Genomic DNA, 17,181 nt, shown 5'->3' with positions numbered 1-17,181 from the left:
AGGGCATAAAATGACTGACAACGGCGACAAACTCATTGAAAAGATCAGGAACGACAAAGAGGACGAGATATTTACGCTCCGTCCACAGGCTCTTGATGAATTTATCGGGCAGGGGGTTCTCAAAGACAAGCTGACGATCTTCATGACCGCCTCGCTTCAGAGGTCCGAACCGCTTGACCACACCCTCTTTTACGGACCTCCAGGCCTCGGAAAGACAACTCTTGCCGGGATAATAGCGAAAGAGATGAAGGGAAACCTGCGCGTAACGACGGGACCTGCGCTTGAAAGGGCGGGAGACCTTGCGGCGATACTTTCCAACATACAGCCAAACGACGTACTCTTCATTGATGAGATACACAGGATGTCAGCACACATTGAAGAGATACTCTATCCTGCAATGGAAGATTTTTCTCTCTCAATAATAGTGGGGAAGGGCCCGCTCGCAAGAAGCATAAGGCTTTCGCTTCCAAAGTTCACGCTGATAGGCGCAACAACACGACTGGGACTTCTTACTTCCCCGCTCCGCGCAAGGTTCGGCATCGTCGAACAGCTCCACCTCTATTCCCCTGACGAACTCACGGCTATAGTCAAACGGGGAGCGGAAGTGCTGGGAGTAAGAGTTTCGGATGATGCCGCCGTCGAGATCGGGCTCCGTTCACGCGGGACTCCGAGAGTCGCACTGCGGCTGCTGAAAAGGGTCAGGGACGTGGCGGAGGTCAAGAAGGCCCAAATTGTTGAAAGGGATCTTTCAAAATATGCGCTTGACATGCTCGGAGTGGACTCGGAGGGGCTTGACGAGGGCGACAGGAAATTCCTGATGGCGCTTGTCGAACTCTTCGACGGCGGACCTGTGGGCCTTTCGACCCTTGCTGCCGCACTCAACGAGGATACTCAGACGATAGAGGACATTTATGAACCCTACCTGATACAGAAAGGGCTTCTTGAGAGGACACCGCGCGGAAGGAAGGCCACAAGGAACACATGGGACTATCTGGGCCTTCCCGTATCGCCCCGTTTTGTCCAGTATCAGCAGATGCAGCTTCTGTCAGAGGAAGATACTGAATGCAGCAAATAGGCAAAATGCTTATCTTTGCAGGCCTTCTGACGGCCGCCGCAGGCTTTGTCCTACTCCTGGCAGGCCGTTTCAATCTTCCTTTTGGAAATCTCCCGGGAGACATCACATACCAGAAAAAAAACCTGACAGTATTCGCGCCATTTGGCACGATGCTCCTTATAAGCCTGATACTAACCATAATATTCAATATTTTTTCAAGGTGGAAACATTGAAAAAACCGCCCTTATTTTTTATTTGTCTTTTGTCTCTCCTTTTTTTGCCTTCTGAAGCTTATCCGGTCATAAAAGAGGTTTCGGTCCTCCTTGACAATGGGATCTTACAGGGAAGCATTTCCGGTACAGGAATGAGACTGAGCGGTGCCGACGGAAAAGAGGCCGTTCTTTCGGGAACTCACAATATTGAGAAAAGGACCGGCACCGAGATCTCGGCAGGGGGGCACACTTTCAGAATGCCGCTAAAAATATCCTCAGATGGCCCGATGAAGTACAACGGCACACCTTACAACGGCACTTTCATCTTCAAAAACTCAGCCAATGGGTTCAAGGTCTCTAATCTCATAGATATTGAAAATTACCTGCGGGGGGTGATCAAGGCAGAAATGGATCCCAGTTGGCCCTTCGAAGCACTCAAGGCACAGGTGATCCTGGCACGTACCTTCGCCGTCGTGTCGGGCGGCAAGCACGGCGATGACGACCTGTGCGACAGTTGGCACTGCCAGGTCTACAAAGGAATATCAGCACACGACAATATTGCTGACAGGGCTGTACATGAGACCTCCGGCCTGATCTTAAGGTGGAAGGGAACTCCGGCAAGCGTCTACTACCACTCTGACAGCGGGGGGATGGTCACATCCCCGGCCAACGTATGGGGCGGAGACACCCCCTATCTGAAACCCAAAACCGAGCCCTTCGCATATTCCGGACGCAATACCACATGGGAAGTTGCTCTTTCGCTCTCGGCCGTCCGCTCGAAACTTGAAGCAGGCGGGATCAATGTCGGGGACCTTATATCCGTCACTCCGCTGAAAAGGGATGAGACAGGCAGGATATTAAGTATGGAGGTAAGGGGCAGCTCAGGCACAAAAGTTATCTCAGGATACAAATTCAGAAATATCATGGGAGCCGGGACGGTAAAGAGCACACTTTTCGAATTTGGCTCAAGATCGCCTTACATAAATGAACAACGCGGTTCTTTCCCCTCAGCCCCTGCGGCTTCAAAGCCTTTAAACAGGACAAAACCTGCCGAGGCTTCAGAAAAGATAGATCTTTCAGAAATGCCCGATGACAAGGAAGAAAAGATAATATGGCTGACAAAGAAAAGGGTCTTTACGACCCTGGAACTCATGGAGATACTCTCCAGGCCCGACGACATCGACTCATACATAGAGAAGGGGATAGCTCGTGCGGAGGGGCGTCTGCCGATGCCGGACCTTCCTGCCGAGACCTCCGGAGACGACGGCGGGGCCGGACATGAAGCCCTTCAGGTGCCTGAGATCCGCTATGTCCCAAGGCTTTCGATGGCTCCGGCGACAGGCCTGACCGTAAAAATATTCGGAAGGGGATCGGGACACGGTGTCGGGCTTTCGCAGATCGGCGCGAAAACGATGGCAGAGAAGGGCTGGACTTACGCCCAGATACTCGACTATTATTTTCCGGGCACAACAATAGGACAGTGAGGACGGATATTTTGGATAACACAGGACATGATTTTTCAAAAACTTCAACATTTGATTACTATCTTCCCAAAGAACTGATCGCGCAGGATCCCGTCGAGCCCAGAGACTCATCAAGGCTGCTGGTCCTCCATAAGGACTCCGGGACAAGAGAACACAAAATATTCAGGGACATAAAGGATCACCTCAGGGAAGGCGATCTGCTTGTTCTCAACGACACCAGAGTCCTTCCCGCACGCGTCACAGGGATCAAAAAAAACGGCAATGCGGAAGTTGAGATCTTTTTCCTCTCTCCGGCAGCCGGACCCAATAAGTGGACAGCTCTTGTAAGACCGGGCAGGAAGCTTAAAGAGGGAGCTTCTGTACTGTTGGGAGACGATGTGGAGATCACCGTCGGCGAAAGACTTGAAGACGGGGTAAGGAATATTTATTTCTCAGCTTCTGCCGATCCTTTCTCGATCATACATAAATTCGGCATGACCCCACTGCCTCACTACATTACCGAGACTCATGCCGAACCTGAGCGCTACCAGACGGTATATTCCAGACCGGAAAAAGAAAACTCGGTCGCCTCTCCCACAGCGGGGCTTCATTTCACAGATAAGCTGCTGAGAGAGATCAGGGCAATGGGCGTAGACGAAACCTTTGTTACGCTGCAGGTGGGGCTTGGCACATTCAGGCCGGTTAAAACAGACGATATTTCTGAACATATAATGCACAGTGAATTCTGTGAGGTCCCGGAGAGCACGGCGATCAAGATAAGAGAGACAAAAATCAGGGGAGGCAGGGTAATAGCTGTCGGGACCACCGTCGTAAGGACCCTTGAATCCTTTGTCATGCACTACGGTGAAGTAAGGCCCGGAACGATCGACACAAGGCTGTTCATAAGGCCGGGGTTCGGTTTCAGGGTCGTAGATGCCCTGATAACCAACTATCACCTGCCCAAAAGCACTCTCCTGATGCTTGTATCAGCATTTGCGGGCTACGACAGGATCATGGAGGCATATAGGGAGGCTGTCGAGATGAAATACAGGTTCTTCTCCTTCGGAGATTCGATGTTCATCTGCTGAAAGTGCCTGTTGGTCACAAAATCGAGAAAGAGTCAGGCCGTTGAAGCAGACCTGACTCTTTTCTGATATCCGGGGTATTTGTTTAAGCTACCCGCTCAGCCAGTTTGTGCACTTCCAATACAGAGGTGCTTCCCACATGGTAGGCAAGTGTGGTAGGCGTCTCCCCGTCAAGGACGAGGAAGTCGGCCTGTTTTCCGGGCTCCAGGCTTCCGACCTTGTGCTGCCTGTTGACCGCATATGCTGCGTTGAGTGTCGATGCCGAAAGCGCTTCTTCGATCGTCATGTTCATGTTCATAACACCAAGACCGAATATGAAGGGGACCGACTCGCAGAAGCACGATCCAGGGTTGCAGTCCGTAGCGAGCGCAACGGGAACTTCCCAGTCGATCATCTCCCTGCCTTTGGCATAGGGCTTTTTGAGGCTGTAAGCTGTTGCCGGAAGAAGGACCGCGATCGATCCTGCCCTTCCCATCGCACGAAGGTTTTCCTCGCTCGCAGCGAGAAGATGCTCCGCCGACCTGACTCCGAGCTCCGCGGCAAGACCCGCTCCGCCAAGGTCATGGACTTCGTCCGCATGGATCTTCATCTCGAAGCCGATCGCCTTTGCCGCCTTGAGTATCTTTCTGCTCTGGACGACCGAGAAGACGCCTTCCTCGCAGAATATGTCGCAGAACTCAGCGATCCCCTGCTCTTTGACCTTGGGCAGCATCTCGTTGATAACAAGGTCAACGAAATCGTCCGGCCTCTCTTTGTATTCGGCGGGCACGGCATGCGCGCCCATGAACGTCGGAACTACGTCAAGCGGGGTCTCCCTTGATATCCTGCTTATGACAGAGAGCATCTTCATCTCCAGCTCAAGATCGAGTCCGTAGCCGCTCTTTATCTCGATCGTCGTCGTTCCCTTGGCAAGGGCCGACATGGCAAGCTTCTTTGTAGCGGAGAAGAGTTCTTCTTCTGTCACTGACCTCACAGACTTTACCGAAGAGAGGATCCCCCCTCCGCGCTTGAGTATCTCAAGATAGGGGAGTCCATCCAGCCTCATCTTGAACTCGTCTTCGCGTCTCTTTGCGAAACAGAGATGGGTGTGCGGATCCACAAATCCCGGGATCACACAAGCCCCTCCCATATCCCTCTCCTCGTTAACGGCGGCGGAAGAGATGCCGTTCAGGACCTCGCCTTCGTCGCCTATCTTCTCTATCAGTCCGTTGACGGCAAGGATGGCTCCCTTACTGTACTCCCTGATCTTTCCCTGTTCTTTGCCCTTCAGGGGGTGTCCGGAGTCCAGGGGGGTAAATATCCTGGCGTTTCTGTACAGTTTTACGGTCATTCCGCCCTCTCTCCCATCAGTTCCAGAAGCTGAAGCTCCAGCACTTGTGCGGGGTCGAAGTCGTTGATCTGCATATAGTACGCAGCGCTTTCAAGTATCGCGTTGACGGGGATCATGCCGTAGACTTCAGTTTCTATGACCTGAACTCCCCATCTTTTAGCTTCCATCCTTATCATTTCAAGGACCCTGTAGAGCGAGTTCTTCTCGTAATCCACCAGGTTCATGCTTACCTGTGTGATGCCGCGCTCTTCAAGGGCAAGACCTATCCCCTTGACGTGGCAGAAGCCGCCCGAAGATGCCCTGACCGTGTTTGCGATCTTCTTTGCGATCTCAACATCGGCCGTGTCAAGGTTTACGTTGAATGCCACAAGGAACTTGCGCGCGCCGATAACAGTGGCTCCAGCCGTGGGGTGGAGTCCGGGACCTCCCACATCGGGCATCCTTTCCTCTTTAGTCTTCGCCTCTTCCTTCAGGACTTCATACTGACCCTTGCGAATGACCTCAAGGCGCTTCCTTTCGGGCCTCTTTGCGGCGTCTTCATAGAAATAGACCGGGATGCCGCATTCTTTGAAATAACGTTCGCCGAAGCTGTGGGCAAGCCCTATGCACTCTTCCATCGTGATCCCCTTTATAGGGGTAAAGGGGACTACGTCGACAGCTCCTATCCTCGGGTGTCCGCCCTGATGCGAATTCATGTCTATGTTCGCGAGGGCGACCTTTGCGGCTTCGATCAGCGCATCCTGGATCGGCGCAGGGGCTCCGACAAGGCTTATGACCAGCCTGTTGTGGTCTTCATCAGCTCTGTGGTCAAGAAGGTAGACCCCCCTTTTGTCCTTAAAACAGTCAACTATCTTTTCGATAACTTCCGGGCGCCTTCCTTCGCTGAAGTTCGGCACACATTCGATCAGCTGCATTGCCATTATTATTCCTCCCTGTATATGTTTAACTTATTTGACTACTTGAGTTCCCCGATCTCTTTCTCAACTGCATCAATTATAGTGCCATTGCTTACGAGTTCAAGGGATTTCAGCATCAGGGGCTGCATGTACTGGTCCTTTGCATAGAAGGGGACCTCCCTGCGGAACGCTTTGTAAGCCGCAGAAGTCCCGCGTCCGGGCTTGAGCGGAGCTCTGAAGTCAATGCCCTGAGCAGCGTTGAGCATCTCTATTGAGATGACCCTTTTTGTGTTGTTGAGCATAGTCAGCGCCTTCCTTGAGCTGTAGCCGCCCATGGAGACGTGGTCTTCCTGCCCGGCTGATGTCGGGATGGAGTCAACGCATGAGGGATGGGCAAGCACCTTGTTCTCAGAGACTATCGCGGCGGCCGTGTACTGCGGGATCATAAAACCGCTGTTGACTCCGCTTTCGGCAACCAGGAAGGGAGGCAGGTCTGAGAGCTTGTGGTCCACAAGCCTCGCAACGCGCCTTTCGGAGATGTTTGCTATCTCAGCTACCGCTATTCCGAAGAAATCCATCGCCATTGCGATGGGCTGACCGTGGAAATTGCCTCCGCTTATCGCTTCGCCGTCCTGGTGGAAAATGATCGGGTTGTCCGTTACCGAGTTGATCTCTATGTTGATCACGCTTTCAACGTATGAGACCGCATCCCGGCTTGCCCCGTGCACCTGAGGGAGGCAGCGGAGCGAGTATGCGTCCTGTACCCGGTCCTTCTTGTATGTCTCGACTATCTCGCTGCCCTCTATCAGCCTTCTCATGTTTTCCGCCACGATGCTCTGTCCGGCCTGCGGACGGAGGTCATGCGTACGCTTGTCAAATGCGTAGGGTACGGCATGGAGAGCCTCGGCAGACAGCGCCGCCGCGATGTCCGCGTTCTTCAGAAGTTTTTTCGCGTCATAGAGGCAGAGTGCGGCTATGCCCGTCATGACCGTTGTGCCGTTGTTGAGGGCAAGCCCCTCCTTGGGCATGAGGTCGACAGGCTTGAGTCCGGTAATGCTCAGCGCCTCATGGGTAGGCATCTTTTTGCCCTTGTAGACTACGTCGCCGAGACCGATCAGCGTTATGGCAAGATGTGAAAGAGGGCAGAGGTCTCCGCTTGCGCCCACAGATCCCTGACGCGGGATCACCGGATGGATGCCGAGGTTGAGGTAATTGAGAAGCTGGGTGAGGGTATTGAGGCTTATCCCTGAATATCCCCTCGTGAGAGTATTGATCCTAAGAAGCATTATCGCACGGACATAGTCCTCCGGCAGAGCCTCGCCGAATCCGCAGGCATGGCTCATCAGCAGGTTTTCCTGAAGCTGGCGGCTCTGATCCCTGGGGATCACCACCGACGCAAGGTCTCCGAAGCCAGTTGTGACTCCGTATACAACGCGTCCTTCGTTGACCCATTCCTTGACCGAGTCGGCGCATTCTGTTATGACTTTCTCTGCACTGGGGTCTATCCCGACCCTGTAACCATTCCTTGCAACGTTGACGATATCGCGAATGGTAAGAGATTTCCCATCAAGAACTACCGGATTTGAGCTCATCTCAAAAATCCCCCTTTTGTTGTTTTAATGCTGTTATCTGAGAACTGCGGTGCTATAATCATGCTATTAAGATGAAACATTTTCCTGCTAGATATTTATCATATTTCACAACTTTAATACTTTCCAATCCTAAATCTTTGCGTTACAATTAGTATAGTCAGATATTTTTCTTAGTCAAGGAAAATATCAAATAAGAATTATAAAAAAATAAGAAACGGAGTTGACCAAACATGTTTGATCCTAAGACAGGAAAAGCACTTGAGATAGCTCTCGAATTTCCGGAAGGACTTCCGTCCGGGGCAGCATTCGAACCGGGGATCAGAAGGGCGCCCAACAGGGGACAGGTACTGAACGAAAAAGAGACGGTACTGGCACTTAAGAATGCGCTCCGCTACATTCCCGAGAAATATCATAAAGAGATAGCGCCTGAGTTCCTTCAGGAATACCGCGAACACGGACGCATATACGGCTATCGTTTCAGGCCGCAGGGGCGGCTCTTCGGCAAGCCCATCGATGAGTACAGGGGCAAATGCACTGAAGGAAAGGCCTTCCAGGTCATGATCGACAACAACCTCGATTTTGACGTGGCACTTTACCCTTACGAACTGGTCACATACGGAGAGACCGGACAGGTATGCCAGAACTGGATGCAGTACAGACTGATAAAAAAGTATCTTGAGATCCTGACGGCTGACCAGACGCTCGTAGTACAGTCCGGACATCCTCTCGGACTTTTCAGGTCAGATCCCTCCGCGCCGCGGGTGATCCTTACGAACGGCCTGATGGTGGGCATGTTTGACAACCCCAAAGACTTCACACGGGCAGCCGCGCTGGGTGTTGCAAACTACGGACAGATGACCGCGGGCGGATGGATGTACATCGGGCCGCAGGGGATCGTCCACGGCACATACAATACACTGCTTAACGCAGGAAGAAGCAAGTTCCACCTGCCGGAAGGCAAGGGGCTTGCGGGCCATCTTTTTGTTTCCTCAGGACTTGGCGGCATGAGCGGAGCTCAGCCCAAGGCTGCCGAGATAGCAGGCGCTGCGTCAATAATCGCCGAGGTAGACCCATCGCGCATAGAAACAAGGCACAGCCAGGGATGGGTAAGCAAAAAAACCGCCGATCTTCCTGAGGCTTTCAGGTGGGCAAAGGAGGCCATGGATGCAGGCGAACCTCTTTCCATAGCCTATGAAGGCAATATCGTAGACCTTCTGCAGTACGCTCTCGACAAGAGCATAAACATCGAACTGCTCTCAGACCAGACATCATGCCATGCCGTCTACGACGGCGGCTACTGCCCGCAGGGCATCTCCTTCGAAGAGAGGACCAGACTCCTCACAGAGGATAAGGAAGAGTTCTGCAGGCTGGTGGACAAAACGCTCAGAAAACACTACGAGCTTATAAAGGCGCTGACAGAGAAAGGAACTTATTTCTTCGACTACGGCAACTCCTTCATGAGGGCGGTATTCGATGCAGGAGTGACGGAGATAGCAAAGAACGGCGTCGATACATACGAAGGGTTCGTATTCCCCTCATACGTGGAAGACATAATGGGACCTCTCCTCTTCGACTACGGCTACGGACCGTTCCGTTGGTGCTGCCTCAGCCGCGATCCGGAAGACCTCAGGAAGACCGACCGCGCGGCGATGGAATGCATCGATCCGACCCGCAGGTTTCAGGATCACGACAACTGGGCATGGATAAGGGATGCTGAAAAAAACAGGCTTGTAGTGGGCACCCAGTGCAGGATACTCTACCAGGACGAAGAGGGAAGGGTCCGCATAGCACTTAAGTTCAACGAGATGGTCCGTACAGGGGAGATAGGCCCGGTAATGCTGGGCAGGGACCATCACGATGTATCGGGTACAGACTCACCCTACCGCGAAACTTCCAACATCAAGGACGGAAGCAACGTAATGGGCGAGATGGCGATCCACTGCTTCGCAGGGAACTGTGCCAGGGGAATGAGCCTTGTTGCCCTCCACAACGGAGGGGGAGTCGGCACTGGAAAATCAATTAACGGAGGTTTCGGCCTGGTCCTTGACGGAAGCGAGAGGGTAGACAGCATAATCAAAGCTTCCCTCAGCTGGGACGTCATAAGCGGAGTTGCGAGAAGAGCATGGGCAAGGAATGAAAACGCGCTTTCGACGATAGGGGAGTTCAACCGGAAAAGAAGCGACGGCCACATCACAGTACCTTTCATCGCCGATGATGAATATCTTACAAAACTCGTAAAAGGATAGCAGGAGGGATCTCTATGAAATTTGAAAGGATGGAAATACGCGCGTTTCTCGATGAGCTTGCCTCGGATTCACCGGCACCGGGAGGAGGAAGCGTAGCAGCGCTCTGCGCCTCTCTCGGATCGGCACTTGTCTCAATGGTGGCAAACCTTACCATTGGCAAGGAGAAATACAAAGACAGCTGGCAGATAATGGAAGATGTGGTCAGCAAAAGCGAATCGCTCAGATTCAAATTCGTCGACCTGATGAACAAGGACACTGAATCGTTCAACTCCTTCATGGCGGCTATGAAGTTGCCCAAAGCCACCGAGGAGGAGAAGTGCATCCGCAAGAAAGCGATGGGAGAGGCCTCAAAACTTGCCACCGAAGTCCCGCTCCTGACTCTGGAGGCATGTGTTGAGGTGTGCGAACTGGCTTACCTGGCTGCAAAAGACGGGAACACAAACACGATAAGCGATGCCGGAAGCGCTGCGCTCATCTCTGAGGCGGCAGGAAGGGCGGCTGCTTACAATGTGAAGATAAACCTTCCCGGCGTAACAGACGAATCTTTTGCCGCGGACTTCAAGGCAAGGATGAAAGATGCGCTTAAACAGCTCAAAGCAAACGCCGAAAAAACTACAGAGATACTGGATAAGGCACTGCAGTAGTATCTTCCGGGAAAGAGAGAAAGGGGCCGCCGGGATCGATCCGGCAGCCCCTCTTTTACTTTAATGGCAGACGTTGTAAGTGTTATTGCCTGTTAATGAATATCAGGCCTGCAATGCAGAGTATCATCCCGATCACCTTGTTCATGGTGAAGCTGTCCCTGTAGAAGAAAACTCCCACAAGGGCCAGCGCGACCGCAAGGCAGATGTTTGCGGCAAGAGAGCCTATGCTGATGTTCCATCCGACCCTGTACATGATCAGAAAACCCAGCTCTAGGCATACTATCGAGGCCCCGAGCATCAGGATGTTCCAGCTGATGCCCCTGACATCCGCAGGGAAATTTTTGAAGTGCCCCGTATAAAGATATAACCCCAGACATGCGCTTCCCGCCACAATATAGGTGACAAGAAGCGAAAAATAGGGGTCAGCGCCTTCAGAGATCGATTTTGAACAGATGTGATAGAGAACATTTGACAAAACGATAAAACCTATCGGCCAGTAATAGCTCCACATGTGCTCTGTCCTCCAGTCGGGGATCCTCGCTTCCCCTGCAGCCCGAACTGCCGGCAGGCATTCGGCTTTTGCCAGACTATCATATATCAGATGCTCCCACTAAAGCAAACGGTCAAAGGTGAGAAAAAAAAGACCGTCCTTTTAAATTATAAGCGGCAGGGAAAGTGCCTGCAAATCAAGTCTGCCCCCGCCGCCGGTGTGCCTTAAGTGTCTGTCCTGCGCTCTCTTATTCCGTCTCTGTGAAGTCGATCAGTGCCAGCCAGATCATATCTCCGCTTTTCTCAAGCTTTTTCTTTGTCTTGTCGTCGATGTCGCTGTCCACTTCAAGCGCTCCGAGCGCAAGGCCGCTGTTGTCCTTCCTCCCCAAGGCGAAGTTGGCGATGTTGATCTTAGATTCACCCAGGATGTTGCCGATTTTCCCGATCACGCCGGGCCTGTCGTGGTTCTGGAAGAGTATAAGCTTTCCGTTGGGTACGAAATCGAGCCAGTAGTCGTTTACCTTGACCACTCTCATGCGGCCCTCTTCCGTGATGGTGCCTATAAGTGATACGCTGCATTTTTCCGCATCAAGCGTAAGCTCCACGGTATTCTTGTACGTCCTGGCCTCGCCGAATCCCTCATCAACGGCAAGTCCGCTGTCCTTGGCGAGAAGAGGGGCAAGCATGTAAGAGACTTCGGGTCCGCGGCTCACTTCAAAAAGGCCTTTGAGAACCGCGATACTGTAAGCGCACAGCCTGTTGGGCATAGGTTCTTCTTCGCAGAATAGATCTCCCCTCAGCATTATATGGCAGCCATGGACAGCCCCGCACTCTACCTCGGCCAGCTTTGCCCCGAGTACTCCCATTTTTCTGGAAAGCTGCAGAAACGCTTTCTGCGCCTTGTTCAGCTTCTGCTCAAGGAAGGGGAGGTTTACCGCATGTTCGTAAGGCTCTCCGCGCAAAGCGGCGATCATGTTCTCCGCAGCGATCTTCGCGACCTCTGTCTGAGCCTCTTCTGTGCTTGCTCCAAGATGCGGGGTGATGACTATCCTGTCCTCGATGTCCTTTGCCAGGAACGGATGGTCATTACCAAGAGGTTCTGATGTGTAGACATCGAATGCTATGCCGGACAGCCGTCCCTCTCTTACAGCCTCGGCGGCAGCCTTTTCGTCGACGATGCCGCCCCTGGCGCAGTTGATCAGATATGCGCCCTTCTTAAAAGCTCTCAACATTTTTTCGTCTATCATGCCGGACGTATCTGAAGTAAGGGGCATGTGAAGGGTCACCACATCCGCTATCGAAAGTGCGTCAGCCAGGTCATCCCTCATCGGGATACCCAGCGATTCGGCCTTCTTTTTGGGCGTGTAGGGGTCGTATGCAAAAACATCCATACCAAATGCCCGGCAGCGCTGGGCTACCGCCGCCCCGATCCTTCCGAGGCCGAGGACAAGGACCTTCTTGCCGCTGAGCTGGTGACCGGAAAACCTCTTCCTGTCCCATTCTCCGCTCCTAAGCGAACCAAAGGCCTGAGGCACCTTCCTTACAAGGGCCAGCATAAGGGCCATCGTAAGTTCCGCCGCCGCGAGAGTATTACCTGTGGGTGCGTTGATAACCACAACGCCCTTGCGGCTTGCGACCGGAACGTTGACATTGTCCACACCGACACCTGCCCGTGCGACCACCTTCAGGTTGACTGCCGCGTTCAGGGCTTCCTCATCCATTTTCGTTCCGCTCCTGGTGAGCACTGCGTCCATTTCGGGCAGTTTTTTGATCAAACTTTCGCGGGACATTCCAACTTCTTCTATCAATTCTATGTCGGGTGCCTCCCTTAGCATCTGGAGGCCCGCCTCTCCTACGGTCTCCGCGACCAGTACCTTCCACTTTCTGTTTTTATCAGCCATGATCACTGATCCTCCCTATTCCAGACATTCCAGGCTTCCGCGAGGAAATCACCTTTTACTTTGCCCGCCATCTCAGCTGCACCGTAGAGCGATCCGAGGATGATGCAAAGTTCCGGCCATCCCCAGTTGTTGTAATGCGCGACCCTGATAAGCTCTCCTTTGAGCTTCCCCTGTCCTCCGGCAGTTTCTATACCCATTGCACGAAGTTTTTTGCGTACCGCTTCTGTATCACCGCCCGGGAATTTAAAGGCAGTAACTCCCGGAGAACGCGCCTCGGGGCGTTTGACCAGAAGTTCGAAGCCCATGACTTCGAGGCCTGCGGCAAGGGTATCTGCATATTTTTTTCTCGACCTGAACCAGGTTTCGGTACCGGCTTCCAGTATCTCGTCCAGCGCCTCGTCAAGTGCGTAGTAGAGCGAGACAGGGGGAGTGAAGGGGTTGGCAGGAGACTTGGCTTCAAGGTCCTTCCTGTGGAGCTTTAGGTCATAGCTGTAGCTGGGGCAGGTCTTTCCCTCAAGGGCCTTCCATGCTCTCTTCGAAAGCCATACCAGCCCGAGCCCGGGAGGCGTGAGGAGCCCCTTCTGCGAAGCTGTGCCTATTGCGTCGACGCCCCATTCCTGAGGGAAGCATTCCATTGCACCGACCGAGCTGACACCGTCCACGAGTATGAGGGGGCGGTCTTTTTCGGGGATGGCTGCTATGATTTCTTTTATGGGGTTGACTACCGCAGTCGAAGTCTCATTCTGAGTTATCATCAGCACTTTGCAGCCGGGATCGGTTCTGACGGCTTCCGCAACCAGCCCCGGTGTGACAGAGTCGCCGAATTCAACGTCTATGTTGATGCCTTCCGCGCCTGTTCTCAGCGCGATCTCACGGAACCTGCTGCCGAAAACCCCGCATGATACGGAAATGAACTTGTCTCCCTTCTCAAGGAAGTTCACAGCCATGCACTCAAGGGCACCTGTCCCAGAGGACGGAAGGATCACTACCGGGCCTTCACTTTTCAAAAGTTCCCTCAGCTTGTTCTCGATGCCCGTGAAAAGCTCGGAAAAGGCGGGACACCTGTGTCCTATAAGCGGACGCGCTCCCGCTCTCAGCACTTCTGCCGGCAGTTCCACCGGACCGGGGGTCAACAGATATTTCGTATTCATTGCATTCTCCTCCTTAGTAATATTGATCTATAAATCCGGAAAAAAAGGGACCGGAAGAATTCCTTCCGGTCCCTGAAACGCCTTGATGTTCTAGAAATTTTGAAGATACTCTCTATCCATCGGTTACACGTTTCGGGACCGGCAATGACAACCGGAACCGCCGCATGAGGAAGAAACGCCGGAGGAGAGAGATGACGATATGCCAGCATAGACAAGTGCCTTTGTTTCCCTCATTTTCCGCGCCCCTTTCAAGTGTATCCGTTGAATGGTTAACATATATACTCTCCTTCAGTCTAAATGTCAAGCATTTTTTTAAACATAGTTAAACATCATCATGGTGAAGCAGTTCTAAAGGCGGCTGAGCAACCGCTCGCTATGTTTGTTCCATCGTTCCCGGTAACTTCGCTATTTAACCTTATCGCCATTGCGGGTATAATTCCTACGTGCGCCTGACCGTCAGTGCATGGGAAAAGCCGGAGAGAATAAGGAGAGAATTTCTTGAATAACAGAAAGAGAGACATGATACCCCACGCTGCCGCCCTGATCCTTTTCTGTCTGCTTTGTTTCGTCATGCCGGGCCTATATCCGGATCTGTTCGCATCTTCAGCAAAAAAGGTCGAAGTGACCATCACAGGCGGGATGTCCGCCGGAGAGGCCGCCAGGGCGATCAAAGACGCAGGGGCGGTCAAAGACGCCAACAGGCTCATCAAATGGATGATCAGGCTTGAGATGGACAAAACTCTGCGTCCGGGAACTTATCTTATTGCCCCGGGCAGCGAGGTATCGGTGGCAAACCAGCTCAGGACAGCCACTCCTGTGGCGCACACGGTGACTATCATACCGGGGACAAGGTACAGCTCGCTTAACGCCGCGCTGAAACTTCCCGACGGCAACGACGGGCTGCTGAAAGCCCTTTCTGAAAAAGGCAATTTCCCGACCGAACTTCATGAGCTGCTTCCTGACGATCCAAAGGACAGGATCGTCTTTCTGCTGCCTGAGACCTATTCGCTGGCCCCCGGCAACAGCCTCGCATCTCAGACGGTAAGAAGGGCATCGGGGCTCTGGATGGAAAGGGTGGGGAAGCGTCTTCCGGATGGCGCGGACGAAAAGTTCACGTCACAGAGGGGAGTACTTGCTTCCATCGTTGAAGGCGAGGCAAGGATCAGTGAGGAACGCCCGATACTTGCCGGGATATTCCTCAACAGGCTTGACAAACGGATGCCCCTGCAGTCGTGCGCGACGGTCATATATTGCTGGGACGAGGCTGGCATTAAAAAGAAGAGCCTCACTTATAAGGACCTTGAGATAGACTCTCCGTACAACACTTACAGGAACTACGGCCTTCCTCCGGGACCGATCTCCGTCCCGTCCGAGGATTCCTGGATCAGCGCTCTGGAGCCTGCCAAGACAGACTATCTCTTCTTCTTTGCTACGTCTGAAGGAAATCACATATTCAGCAGGACATATGAGGAACACCTGAGAAAACAGCGGGAGGGGACCGAGTGAGGCCTCAGATATGTGAGATATCGCTGAGGGTCCCGCAAAAGGATATATACTATATCAGCTGGACCATAGATGCCTGCGAAGGACTGGGCTTTCTTAAGACCGAGGATGCCAAAAAGGGAGAGGTCACAGTATTCACCCCGGCGGAATTGCTGGGTGACATGATGGAATGCATCGAAGGCCTGAAAAGTGAAGGGCTTGATATCATCATGACCGGGACAAGAGAAGCGACAGGAGAGATAGAATGATCAACAGAGTGATCGAAACGATGACCCAGAGACTTGCGGATACAGATAAAAAAGGTGCCCTGCACTCAGATATTTTCATACAGGCGGGAACAGCACACTCGGCGCACTATGAGGACGGAAGGATCGAAGAGCTTGCATCTTCGAACGCCGACGGATCGGGAGCAAGGATAATAGTCGGGGACAGGACCTTTTATTCGCATTCCCCCGGGACATCGCCTTCTGCCATATCCCGGATACTCTCCGAGGCTGAGTCTTCTGCTTTCGGGACCCTGCCCGATCCGCCGGGAAACGATCGCGGACCCGTTCTGACCATGGAAGAAAAGATGCTGCCCCCCGATATAAGCTACATGAAAGAACTTGACCTCAAGATCAGGAAAGGATCCAAATATGTCAGGCAGGCGGCCTTCAGGTACAACATATCAAAAAGAAACGTCCTCATCATACGTTCAGACGGCAGGTGCGCGGAAGATTCAAGAACCTACTGCAGCTTCTCCGCAATGGTCATTGCTGAGAAGGACGGCATTCTTCAGACAGCTTCAGAGAGACGGAGCATGGCCATTCCCCACAAGGATTTCTGGTCCGGTTCAGACCCTGAAGATGTGGCATTCGCTGCGCTGGAAAGAGCGCTTCTTATGCTGGACGCAAAACCATGCCCGGCGGGTAGGATGAAGGTCCTTCTGGCAGGGGAGGCGGGAGGCACTGTGATCCATGAAGCCTGCGGACACGGCCTTGAAGCTGATATCGTAGAGAAGGACCACTCCGTCTACAGGGATAAAATAGGAGAGAAAGTCGCACATGAGTCTGTCACGATGATCGATGACCCGACGATCCCTTCCCTGTACGGTTCCTACAGGTTTGACGACGAGGGCACCCCGGCGCGCAGGAACGTTCTGATCGAAAACGGGATACTGAGATCGTACCTTACGGACATCCTGACTGCAAAAACCTCCGGCCTGCCCCTGACCGGAAATGGCAGGAGACAGTCATACAGGAACATCCCGGTACCCAGAATGAGCAACACGCTTCTGGCTCCTGGTGCTTCTGACTTCGATTCGATGCTTGCAATGACAGACAGGGGGCTTCTCGTAAAGAAGATGGGCGGCGGGGAGGTAAACCCGACCACGGGTGATTTTGTCTTTTATGTCTCAGAAGCATATATAATTAAAAAGGGCAGAGTGTCACACCCGGTAAAGGGAGCTATCCTTACAGGCAACGGACCTGCGGTGCTTGAAAATATCATTGCCTTGGGCAGCGACCTCTGCATGGATCCGGGGGTATGCGGGAAATCAGGACAGAGCGTCCCCGTTACTGACGGACAGCCGTCGATGCTGATCGAAGGGATGACTGTAGGAGGCAGTGAAGCCTGA

The 17,181-nt window shown here is 52.9% G+C and carries 15 protein-coding genes; 9 read left to right on the top strand and 6 right to left on the bottom strand.

All coding sequences use genetic code 11. From position 1 onward, the window contains the following. The first annotated feature begins 10 nt into the window (after nt 1-10). From ruvB to queA, 4 genes are read left to right on the top strand one after another with little or no spacing between them, the layout of a single operon-like run. Entirely contained in the window at nt 11-1,075 is a 1,065-nt protein-coding gene (ruvB, locus tag OLM33_04700; GenBank protein ID MCW1712974.1) for a Holliday junction branch migration DNA helicase RuvB, read from the top strand. Continuing rightward, nucleotides 1,063-1,287: a DUF2905 domain-containing protein gene (locus tag OLM33_04695; GenBank protein MCW1712973.1), complete on the top strand. Its 225-nt coding sequence runs from the start codon at nt 1,063-1,065 to the stop codon at nt 1,285-1,287. Before ruvB ends, OLM33_04695 begins: the two co-directional genes overlap by 13 nt. Before the next feature lie 29 nt (nt 1,288-1,316). Then, on the top strand, nt 1,317-2,750 hold the full coding sequence (locus OLM33_04690) for a SpoIID/LytB domain-containing protein (GenBank protein ID MCW1712972.1): 1,434 nt from the start codon (nt 1,317-1,319) through the stop codon (nt 2,748-2,750). Between the two features lie 11 nt (nt 2,751-2,761). Then, complete coding sequence (gene queA / locus OLM33_04685; GenBank protein MCW1712971.1) at nt 2,762-3,817, top strand: tRNA preQ1(34) S-adenosylmethionine ribosyltransferase-isomerase QueA; 1,056 nt, start codon at nt 2,762-2,764, stop codon at nt 3,815-3,817. 82 nt (nt 3,818-3,899) lie between these two features. Here queA and hutI read toward each other — a convergent pair whose 3' ends face one another. From hutI to hutH, 3 genes are read right to left on the bottom strand one after another with little or no spacing between them, the layout of a single operon-like run. Further along, nucleotides 3,900-5,144 carry an imidazolonepropionase gene (gene hutI, locus OLM33_04680; GenBank protein ID MCW1712970.1) on the bottom strand — a complete coding sequence of 415 codons (1,245 nt, stop codon included), beginning with the start codon at nt 5,142-5,144 and terminating at the stop codon, nt 3,900-3,902. Next, nucleotides 5,141-6,064: a glutamate formimidoyltransferase gene (ftcD, locus tag OLM33_04675; protein ID MCW1712969.1), complete on the bottom strand. Its 924-nt coding sequence runs from the start codon at nt 6,062-6,064 to the stop codon at nt 5,141-5,143. Before ftcD ends, hutI begins: the two co-directional genes overlap by 4 nt. Nucleotides 6,065-6,099: 35 nt before the next feature. After that, the gene (gene hutH / locus OLM33_04670; protein ID MCW1712968.1) at nt 6,100-7,632 is read right to left on the bottom strand and encodes a histidine ammonia-lyase; all 1,533 of its coding nucleotides are present in this window, start codon (nt 7,630-7,632) and stop codon (nt 6,100-6,102) included. 230 nt (nt 7,633-7,862) lie between these two features. On the opposite strand from hutH, the gene OLM33_04665 reads away from it, so the two are divergent. Continuing rightward, nucleotides 7,863-9,878 carry a urocanate hydratase gene (locus OLM33_04665; protein ID MCW1712967.1) on the top strand — a complete coding sequence of 672 codons (2,016 nt, stop codon included), beginning with the start codon at nt 7,863-7,865 and terminating at the stop codon, nt 9,876-9,878. A 14-nt stretch (nt 9,879-9,892) separates the two neighbouring features. Next, nucleotides 9,893-10,522: a cyclodeaminase/cyclohydrolase family protein gene (locus tag OLM33_04660; protein ID MCW1712966.1), complete on the top strand. Its 630-nt coding sequence runs from the start codon at nt 9,893-9,895 to the stop codon at nt 10,520-10,522. Between the two features lie 82 nt (nt 10,523-10,604). On the opposite strand, the gene OLM33_04655 is transcribed toward OLM33_04660, so the two are convergent. The 3 genes from OLM33_04655 to OLM33_04645 form a co-directional block, all read right to left on the bottom strand. Beyond that, entirely contained in the window at nt 10,605-11,033 is a 429-nt protein-coding gene (locus OLM33_04655) for an EamA family transporter (protein MCW1712965.1), read from the bottom strand. 226 nt (nt 11,034-11,259) lie between these two features. Further along, a complete protein-coding gene (gene serA / locus OLM33_04650) occupies nt 11,260-12,912 on the bottom strand; it encodes a phosphoglycerate dehydrogenase (GenBank protein ID MCW1712964.1) in 1,653 nt (550 codons plus the stop codon). Nucleotides 12,913-12,914: 2 nt separating this feature from the next. After that, entirely contained in the window at nt 12,915-14,063 is a 1,149-nt protein-coding gene (locus OLM33_04645; protein MCW1712963.1) for an alanine--glyoxylate aminotransferase family protein, read from the bottom strand. 498 nt (nt 14,064-14,561) lie between these two features. On the opposite strand from OLM33_04645, the gene mltG reads away from it, so the two are divergent. The 3 genes from mltG to OLM33_04630 are packed head-to-tail and all read left to right on the top strand — an operon-like array spanning nt 14,562 to nt 17,181. Continuing rightward, nucleotides 14,562-15,569, top strand: a complete 1,008-nt coding sequence (gene mltG, locus OLM33_04640) for an endolytic transglycosylase MltG (protein ID MCW1712962.1) — start codon at nt 14,562-14,564, stop codon at nt 15,567-15,569. Beyond that, on the top strand, nt 15,566-15,814 hold the full coding sequence (locus OLM33_04635) for a DUF4911 domain-containing protein (protein ID MCW1712961.1): 249 nt from the start codon (nt 15,566-15,568) through the stop codon (nt 15,812-15,814). The genes mltG and OLM33_04635 overlap by 4 nt, the downstream gene beginning before the upstream one ends. Then, entirely contained in the window at nt 15,811-17,181 is a 1,371-nt protein-coding gene (locus tag OLM33_04630; protein MCW1712960.1) for a TldD/PmbA family protein, read from the top strand. The genes OLM33_04635 and OLM33_04630 overlap by 4 nt, the downstream gene beginning before the upstream one ends.

This window comes from Synergistaceae bacterium DZ-S4 (genome assembly GCA_025943965.1).
Lineage (GTDB): Bacteria > Synergistota > Synergistia > Synergistales > Synergistaceae > Caenicola > Caenicola nitritireducens.
This window is presented reverse-complemented; position numbering and strand designations above follow the sequence as displayed.

Bases quoted from the DNA above. Each gene is read 5' to 3' on its own strand.
- ruvB (MCW1712974.1), top strand. From the start codon at position 11: ATGACTGACAACGGCGACAAACTCATTGAAAAGATCAGGAACGACAAA.
- OLM33_04695 (MCW1712973.1), top strand. From the start codon at position 1,063: ATGCAGCAAATAGGCAAAATGCTTATCTTTGCAGGCCTTCTGACGGCC.
- hutI (MCW1712970.1), bottom strand. From the start codon at position 5,144: ATGACCGTAAAACTGTACAGAAACGCCAGGATATTTACCCCCCTGGAC.
- ftcD (MCW1712969.1), bottom strand. From the start codon at position 6,064: ATGGCAATGCAGCTGATCGAATGTGTGCCGAACTTCAGCGAAGGAAGG.
- hutH (MCW1712968.1), bottom strand. From the start codon at position 7,632: ATGAGCTCAAATCCGGTAGTTCTTGATGGGAAATCTCTTACCATTCGC.
- OLM33_04665 (MCW1712967.1), top strand. From the start codon at position 7,863: ATGTTTGATCCTAAGACAGGAAAAGCACTTGAGATAGCTCTCGAATTT.
- OLM33_04660 (MCW1712966.1), top strand. From the start codon at position 9,893: ATGAAATTTGAAAGGATGGAAATACGCGCGTTTCTCGATGAGCTTGCC.
- OLM33_04655 (MCW1712965.1), bottom strand. From the start codon at position 11,033: ATGTGGAGCTATTACTGGCCGATAGGTTTTATCGTTTTGTCAAATGTT.
- serA (MCW1712964.1), bottom strand. From the start codon at position 12,912: ATGGCTGATAAAAACAGAAAGTGGAAGGTACTGGTCGCGGAGACCGTA.
- OLM33_04645 (MCW1712963.1), bottom strand. From the start codon at position 14,063: ATGAATACGAAATATCTGTTGACCCCCGGTCCGGTGGAACTGCCGGCA.
- OLM33_04630 (MCW1712960.1), top strand. From the start codon at position 15,811: ATGATCAACAGAGTGATCGAAACGATGACCCAGAGACTTGCGGATACA.